This window comes from Algoriphagus sp. (genome assembly GCF_046296635.1).
Classification (GTDB): domain Bacteria; phylum Bacteroidota; class Bacteroidia; order Cytophagales; family Cyclobacteriaceae; genus Algoriphagus.
This window is the reverse complement of the sequence record NZ_JBKBKZ010000050.1, coordinates 1-7,472: the sequence shown is the minus strand read 5'-3', so window position 1 is coordinate 7,472 and position 7,472 is coordinate 1. Positions and strand designations below refer to the sequence as shown.

General features: G+C 44.8%; 4 protein-coding genes. 2 read left to right on the top strand and 2 right to left on the bottom strand.

The annotated features are described in order from the left end of the window. Nucleotides 1-232: 232 nt before the first annotated feature. Both ACK4HU_RS21850 and ACK4HU_RS21845 read right to left on the bottom strand, forming a co-directional pair. Complete coding sequence (locus ACK4HU_RS21850) at nt 233-1,468, bottom strand: glycosyltransferase (RefSeq protein WP_409810304.1); 1,236 nt, start codon at nt 1,466-1,468, stop codon at nt 233-235. Nucleotides 1,469-1,601: 133 nt separating this feature from the next. Next, complete coding sequence (locus tag ACK4HU_RS21845; protein WP_409810301.1) at nt 1,602-2,591, bottom strand: polysaccharide deacetylase family protein; 990 nt, start codon at nt 2,589-2,591, stop codon at nt 1,602-1,604. 2,400 nt (nt 2,592-4,991) lie between these two features. Here ACK4HU_RS21845 and ACK4HU_RS21840 point away from each other — a divergent pair. Then, nucleotides 4,992-6,182 carry an ATP-binding protein gene (locus ACK4HU_RS21840; RefSeq protein WP_409810298.1) on the top strand — a complete coding sequence of 397 codons (1,191 nt, stop codon included), beginning with the start codon at nt 4,992-4,994 and terminating at the stop codon, nt 6,180-6,182. Nucleotides 6,183-6,993: 811 nt separating this feature from the next. Then, nucleotides 6,994-7,137: a hypothetical protein gene (locus ACK4HU_RS21835; protein ID WP_409810295.1), complete on the top strand. Its 144-nt coding sequence runs from the start codon at nt 6,994-6,996 to the stop codon at nt 7,135-7,137. Nucleotides 7,138-7,472: the final 335 nt, after the last annotated feature.

Here is a 7,472-nt window from a genome sequence, read left to right as displayed (position 1 = left end):
CAACAACGACAACAACTACAACCAAGACAACCCGACAACAACGACAACAACGACAACCCGACAACAACGATAACAACGACAACCCGACAACAACGACAACAACGACAACAACGACAACCCGACAACCAAGACAACCCGACAACCCTGCAACAACGACAACAACGATAACCAAGACAACCCGACAACAACGACAACAATGACAACCCATCATTCCCTCACAACTCGACAACAACTACAACCCTTCCAACACCTCCCGATATATCACCTCTAATTCCCCTACCATCCGCTTCATCGAAAACTTTTCAATCACCCGCTCACGCGCCGCTAGTGCCATTTTCTTATGAAGTTCCCGATCCTCCAAAAGCTGAATGCAATAGCTTTCCAAAGCTTCCCAATTTTCCACTTCAGTAAGAAAACCCTGAACACCATGCTGTATCACTTCCCCAATCCCTCCAGCGCGGGTTGCCACCACCGGCACCTCACAGGACATCGCCTCCAACATGGCGATCGGTAATCCCTCAAACTCAGAGCTGCTAAGATAAATATCCATCCTACTGAGATAGGGAATGACATGCTTTTGTACCCCAACCAAGTGGAAGTTTTGCGCTTTTCCTGATTCATTGATTTGCTTTTCGATTCTCCCTCTCCAATCCCCGTCTCCCACCAATAAAAAATGAACTTCCGGCTGCTTTTCCAAAATCCTCAAAGCTACCTCCACCCAAAGCCATAGCCGCTTCTGCGAACGAAACACCGCCACCTTCCCAATCACCGCCACCCCCTCAGGAATATTCAAGGCCACTGTCATGCTGAGCGCCTGCCTGTCCGGTAGGCAGGAAGTCGAAGCATCCGACATTCCTCTTCCATCTTCTGTCGCCTGTGCTGAGCGTAGTCGAAGCATCTGTCTTCTGTCTTCTGTCTCCTTCCTAAACTCCTCCGTATTCACCCCATTCTGCACCACTTTGATTTTAAGTCTTCCTCCACGTTGATAAGGATCAAAAAAGGAATTGAGCTGCATCGAAAGTGCCACTTCATTGGATACTGCTACAGCCACATCCTGCTGTTTGAATGTAATTCGATTGCCCCAATAGGAAACTTTGTTGTATCGCTCCCATGTATTGTGCTCAGTGTACACGATGGGTATTGGAAATTTTCCGCCTACAAATCTTGCCAATATTCCCGCCCATGGGAGATGGGCATGGATGATATCAAATCCGTTCTCTTTGATGAATTTCCGGACTTTTTGAACCTGTAAAAAAAGACCCAGGTTACTTGAAGGAATCAGGTGAACAGTGATTCCGGCAGCTTCCAGCTCATCAATTATATTGTTTTTTTGAAAGTAAAAGTATAGGCAATGAAACTCAAACTTACGCTGATCATGGATCAGGGCAGTTTCCGGAATCAATTTTTCCGCACCCCCACGACCTAGGCTTTTGATCAGGTGAAGTACTTTGATGCGTTTTTCGGACAAGTTAATTTTATTAGAGTTCGGTGATAATGTTTTTGCTCGAAGTAGCCGCTCCAAATTTTTGAAACGATGCTTTTTTACCCAGTATCCTTAATTTTCGAGGTGGGTATAGGTGCTAAATCCATCGCGGACTTCTCTAAATCTCAAGAGCCACCTTTGAATTTTTAATCTGATTTCCCAGCTTTTCCATATGCAGGCTGACCATCCCATACTTGGATTTCAAGTGACTGAAATGGCTTACAATCTGTTTCAATTCCAGAATCGATACTTCCGGCGAATTGCCAAAGTTATGTGGATGCCACCAAAGATGGTACACCTCTTTATTTTTAGCGGCATATTCCATTTCATCTAAGATTCTTAGAAGCCTTACTTTGTTGAAAAGAGGGTTTCCATTCGTGTAGGGCCGGAGAATTCTAGAAGCAGGTAAAATCAACGGTTCATTGTCATATTCCCTGACTTCTTCAAGGGAAAAGGTTGATTTCCCACCAACCTGAAAAAAGCAATCTGCGGATCGAAACAACTTTTTCTCGAAGCTTTCATGTTGAGTTTCCTGCCAAAACCAGTTTTTGGGATTACCTCTCACAAATTCATACCCCTCTTCCAGGCAGATTCCAAGGTAGAGTTCGTTGATATGATTTCTTGGAAAAACCAAGGATTTCAGTCTAACGCCAAATTTATCCTCTGCAATTTTCTGTGTGGCTTTCAGGTCCTGCCGGAATTGTTCCGGACTTTGCCCCCGCATCAAGGTGTAATAATGTGCGTAGGTGTGGGAGCCAAGTTCTTGAAACGGTGTTGACAAAATCTCCCGAATTAATTCCGGCGCAAAATGAACTTCAGGATGGATTCCATGAGTTTTAGCCCATTCATAAGCCGAAAGGTTTTTGTTGCGATAGGAGGGTTGAAATGCAGGAGAATAGGATTTCCATTCCTCCTCATTTTCGGCAAATAGCATTCCTACCGTTGCCCAGGTTACCGAGATTTCGTTTTGACCAAAAAGATCAAGCATTTTCGGTATGACGGCTCTGGTATTTGAAAAGTAATCAGGCTTATATCGTGTTCCCACCTTGTCGAAAATTCCCCAAAGAAGTTCAAAGTCAAGACTGATGGTAAATATTCCTGATTGCATTATTGGAGTAAAATAAATAGCACTAAAGAAGAGAATAAAGAAACCTCTCGAAGTATAACAATTCCTTGGTCTAGGTGCAAATTCCAAGTTCCTCGTCCCGATAGCTACCGGGATGCAATCTCGAGGTTCTGTTATAGGATTTTTTAATCCGAGAACTCAACCTTTGAGGTTTTGCTCCTCGCAGACCTACAATCCGGATTTTTTCCCCAAGCCCTGTAATAGAGAACCTCGAAGGTTTCATGTTCATCGCCTGCGATCTCGCTAGGACCTTCCCAGCTTCCAAACATCCCAGCTTCCAAACATCCCAGCCTCCCAAAATTCCCTGCTTCCCATCCTTATCCATTCAATTTGACTTTCCTTTCCATTGCGCTGGCATCAACTCTTTTTTCCAAACAACATCCTGCGCCAGCGCTTTGTAAAAACGCAACTTCCTTACCCAGCTTTAAAAAGCTGGGCTATTACAGGACGTGCCTTCAGCACTGTTTTCTAGGCGTGGATTTATTGCTAAGTCTTCAGCTTTTTCTCACCAATTGGACCAGAAAGCTCAATTTGCCCACTATACAAGCTCCCTCTCCTCAAGGAGAGGGTTGGGGTGAGGTAGAACAGAGCCTGTCCCAATATTTTGATACGGAAAGCTTGCGAATCGGGAGCGCAGCGAATCGGGAGTTGGGGTGAGGTAAAAATCCCTTTCCATTGCGCTGGCATCAACTCTTTTTTCCCAACAAACCTCCTGCGCCAGCGCTGAGAAAATGTTTATCATCCTAACCCAGCTTTAAAAAGCTGGGCTATTAAAGGACGCACCTTCAGCACTGCTCGGCTCCTCGATCCCGATGGCTATCGGGATGCAATGTCGAGGTCCTTCCATAGGATTTGCAATCCGACAACTCACCCAACTCCTCAATCCCGATCATAATAAAGAACCCTCTCGTCTAATTTTTCAATCCGACTTCCCTTTTCCATTGCGCTGGAATTAACTCCTTTTTCCCAACAAACATCCCGCGCCAGCGCTGGGTAAAAACTCAACCTTACTAACCCAGCTTTGAAAAGCTGGGCTATTACAGGGCATGCCTTCAGCACTTTTTCTGAAAGGTTAACACTTAAATAATTTCTAACGAAAACTAAAAAATCAAAAATACCCACACTACACGGCGTGAGAAAGGCCCTGCTGGATTTACGGTTTTTAGATTTGCGGAAAACCGTTAAACAAATCGAGCATAAAAAAAACATACTTTTCGGTGTAGTAAATTAATCATGCGAGATTCCACCTGCCTGCCGGCAGGCAGGTGTGGCCTTTAAAAAACAAATTATAAACACATGAAACAGGTTAGCTCCCGAGTGGGCGAGGGAGATCCACCTGTTTTTAGGTTTGAAGCAGATCTAAAAATCCAATCGACCATAAATAAATGATGAAACAGAAAACATCAGCGATTGGAAGTAAATACAGGGGCCGAAAGGTTTTTGCCTGCCCGCCGGGGCGGGGTTACTTTTTGCCTCACAAAAAGTGACGAAGGAAAAAATTTTCAATGATGTTAAATTCTGACCATAAGACAGGATTATGCGAATTGCCATTCCACTACATATTTCCATTGCGCTGGCTTCAACTCTTTTTTCCCAACAAACCTCCTGCGCCAGCGCTGTCTCCCGTGTACGTTATTTTCCCCGGGTTGCCACCCTGGGCTACGCCACGGCGCACAAGTATTCACAGTTGGACCCTCCCGAAATCGCTGCGCTCATCGGGACTGCCGCTTAAGAGTCCTTTTTTATTGCTATGATATCAGCTTTTACCCACCAAGTGGATCAGAAAGCTCAATTTGCCCACTGCACAAGCTCCCTCTCCTGAAGGAGAGAGCCTGTCCCGAGCAGCGTAGCGAATCGGGAGCGGGGGGTGAGGTAGAATTGAGCCTCCCGAGTAGCGAATTAGATACAGAGAATGAGGTAGCCTCCCAACTTCCTTACCTCCAACCTCCCACCACAACCACGACAACCATTACAACCCTTCCCGTCACGACAACATCGACAACAATGACAACCATGACAACCTCCCAACTTCCTTACTTCCAACCTCCCACCACAACCACGACAACCACGACAACCACGACAACCATGACAACCATTACAACCCTTCCCACCACGACAACCACGACAACCTCCCAACCTCCCAACTTCCTTACTTCCAACCTCCCACGACAACCATGACAACCTCCCAACCTCCCAACTTCCTTACTTCCAACCTCCCACCACAACCACGACAACCATTACAACCCTTCCCGCCACGACAACCACGACAACAATGACAACAATGACAACAATGACAACCCTTCCTAACCTCCCAACATTTCTCCATTTCGTATATCCAATTAAACAATAATCATCTATTTTTGTATATCATACTATACAACTATGGATCATCTCTTTGAACTCTACCGAAAACTCTGGCGCCGAATCTCCCTGGATTTTCAGCGAAGCTTGATTTCCGAAATTAATTGGGAAAACCGTCTAATCGGAATTACAGGAGCTAGAGGTGTTGGTAAAACGACTTTGGTTCTTCAATATTTAAAGAATCAATTTGATGTCGCAGACAATTCAGTACTTTATGCCTCGGTAGATCACATTTGGTTCTCATCGCACACGCTCTTGGAATTAGCTGATCAGTTTTCCAAATCAGGAGGAAAATTTTTGGTATTGGATGAAGTACACAAATATGCAGGCTGGTCCCGGGAGTTGAAAAACATCTATGACTTTTATCCGGAGTTGCAGGTGGTTTTCACCGGATCTTCTCTGTTGGAAATCCTCAATTCCGGTGGAGATTTAAGTAGGAGAGCGTTGATGTACCATCTCAGTGGAATGTCATTCAGAGAATATGTCAATTTTGAAAGTGGAAATAAACTTTCTGCTTTTTCACTTGAAGATGTTCTGAGTCAGCATGAACAGATAGCAAGTGAGCTAGTCGGTAAATTCAGACCATTCCAATTTTTTGGAAATTATTTGAAGCATGGATATTACCCTTTTTCAAAAGAATTTGGAGAACTCTATGACCAGCAATTAAGGGCCATTGTCAATTTGATTTTGGAGGTGGAATTACCCCAGCTGAGAAAATTTGATATTGGATATGTACCTAAGATCAAGCAACTGCTTTCTATTATTGCTGATTCGGTGCCCTTCATTCCAAATGTCACCAAGATCAGCCAAAAAATCGGGATCAACCGGACTACCTTGCTTTCCTACTTTCACTACCTCGATGAGAGTAAATTGACATCAAGCCTTTATCAGTCAAATGAAGGTATTTCTTTACTTCAAAAGCCCGAAAAACTTTACCTGGAAAACACCAATTTGGCCTTTGCACTAGGCAGAAATGTAGATATCGGGAATCTCAGAGAAACCTTTTTCTTAAATCAGGTTTCCTCCAAGCACTTGGTTACTTTACCTGAAAAGGGAGATTTTTTAATTGACAGAAAATGGAATATTGAAGTAGGCGGAATAGGCAAGGATCTACCTAAGAAAGAGCAGGAGTTTCATTTTGTCGCTGCGGACGGAATTGAAACAGGCCTAGGATCAAAGATTCCCTTGTGGTTATTTGGGTTTTTGTATTAGGAAGAGGGGAGCAGCCTGTATCAACCTATTTCTTCTATTGCGCTGGCATCAACTCCTTTTTCCTAACAAACCTTCTGCGCCAGCGCTGGATAAAAAATGCAACCATCCTATCCCAGCTTTAAAAAGCTGGGCTATTAAAGGAGGTGCCTTCAGCACTTTTTCTGAAAGGTTAACACTTAAGTAGTTTCTGACGAAGCAAAAAAATATCAATGATGTTAAATTCTGACCATAAGACAGGATTATGCGAATTGCCATTCCACTACATATTTCCATTGCGCTGGCTTCAACTCTTTTTTCCCAACAAACCTCCTGCGCCAGCGCTGTCTCCCGTGTACGTTATTTTCCACGGGTTGCCACCCGGGGTTATTGAAAAGTTTGACCCTCCCGAAATCGCTGCGCTCATCGGGACTGCCGCTTCAGGGTCTTTTTATAGAAGTATTTTTTTAAATCGATCGGACTCATAGATTCAATTTACCCTTCCGCAAGCTCTTTCTCCTCAAGGAGAGAGCCTGGCCCGAGTATCAGGAGCGGGGGGTGAGGTAGAATAGAGACTGTCCCACGGTGAGTATCAGATGCAGAAAATGATGTAGCCTCCCAACTTCCTTACTTCCAACCTCCCACCACAACCATGACAACCATTACAACCCTTCCCGCCACCACAACCTGACAACCACGACAACCATTACAACCCTTCCCGCCACAACCACGACAACCTGACAACCATTACAACCCTTCCCGTCACGACAACCATGACAACCTCCCAACCTCCCAACTTCCTTACTTCCAACCTCCCACCACAACCCTGACAACCATGACAACCATTACAACCCTTCCCACCACGACAACAACGACAACCATGACAACAATGACAACCCTTCCTAACCTCCCAACTTCCTTACTTCCAACCTCCCACCACAACCCTGACAACCATGACAACCATGACAACCCTTCCTAACCTCTCAATTCCTCCTCGGCATCCATATCCCTATTCTCACAATACTTCTGCGCCGAGGTCAATGGCCTTTTTTCTTTTTTACCTAGGGTTCCGCTAACGCTGCACCCTAGGCTACCCACCTTGCGTACCTACGGCACGCTTCAGCTTAAAACTTATCTTTATTCTGGGTCTTCTGAAAATTCCATCTGAATACCTAATTCCCAAATCATTCTTCCGTAAGCTCCCTCAACTCAAGGAGAGAGCCTGTCCCGAGTATCGGGAGCGGGGGGTGAGGTAGAATAGAGACTGTCCCACGGTGAGTATCAGATGCAGAAAATGATGTAGCCTCCCAACTT

Excerpts from the sequence above, each read along its gene's own strand:
- ACK4HU_RS21845 (WP_409810301.1), bottom strand. The coding sequence starts at position 2,591 with ATGCAATCAGGAATATTTACCATCAGTCTTGACTTTGAACTTCTTTGG.
- ACK4HU_RS21840 (WP_409810298.1), top strand. The coding sequence starts at position 4,992 with ATGGATCATCTCTTTGAACTCTACCGAAAACTCTGGCGCCGAATCTCC.
- ACK4HU_RS21835 (WP_409810295.1), top strand. The coding sequence starts at position 6,994 with ATGACAACCATTACAACCCTTCCCACCACGACAACAACGACAACCATG.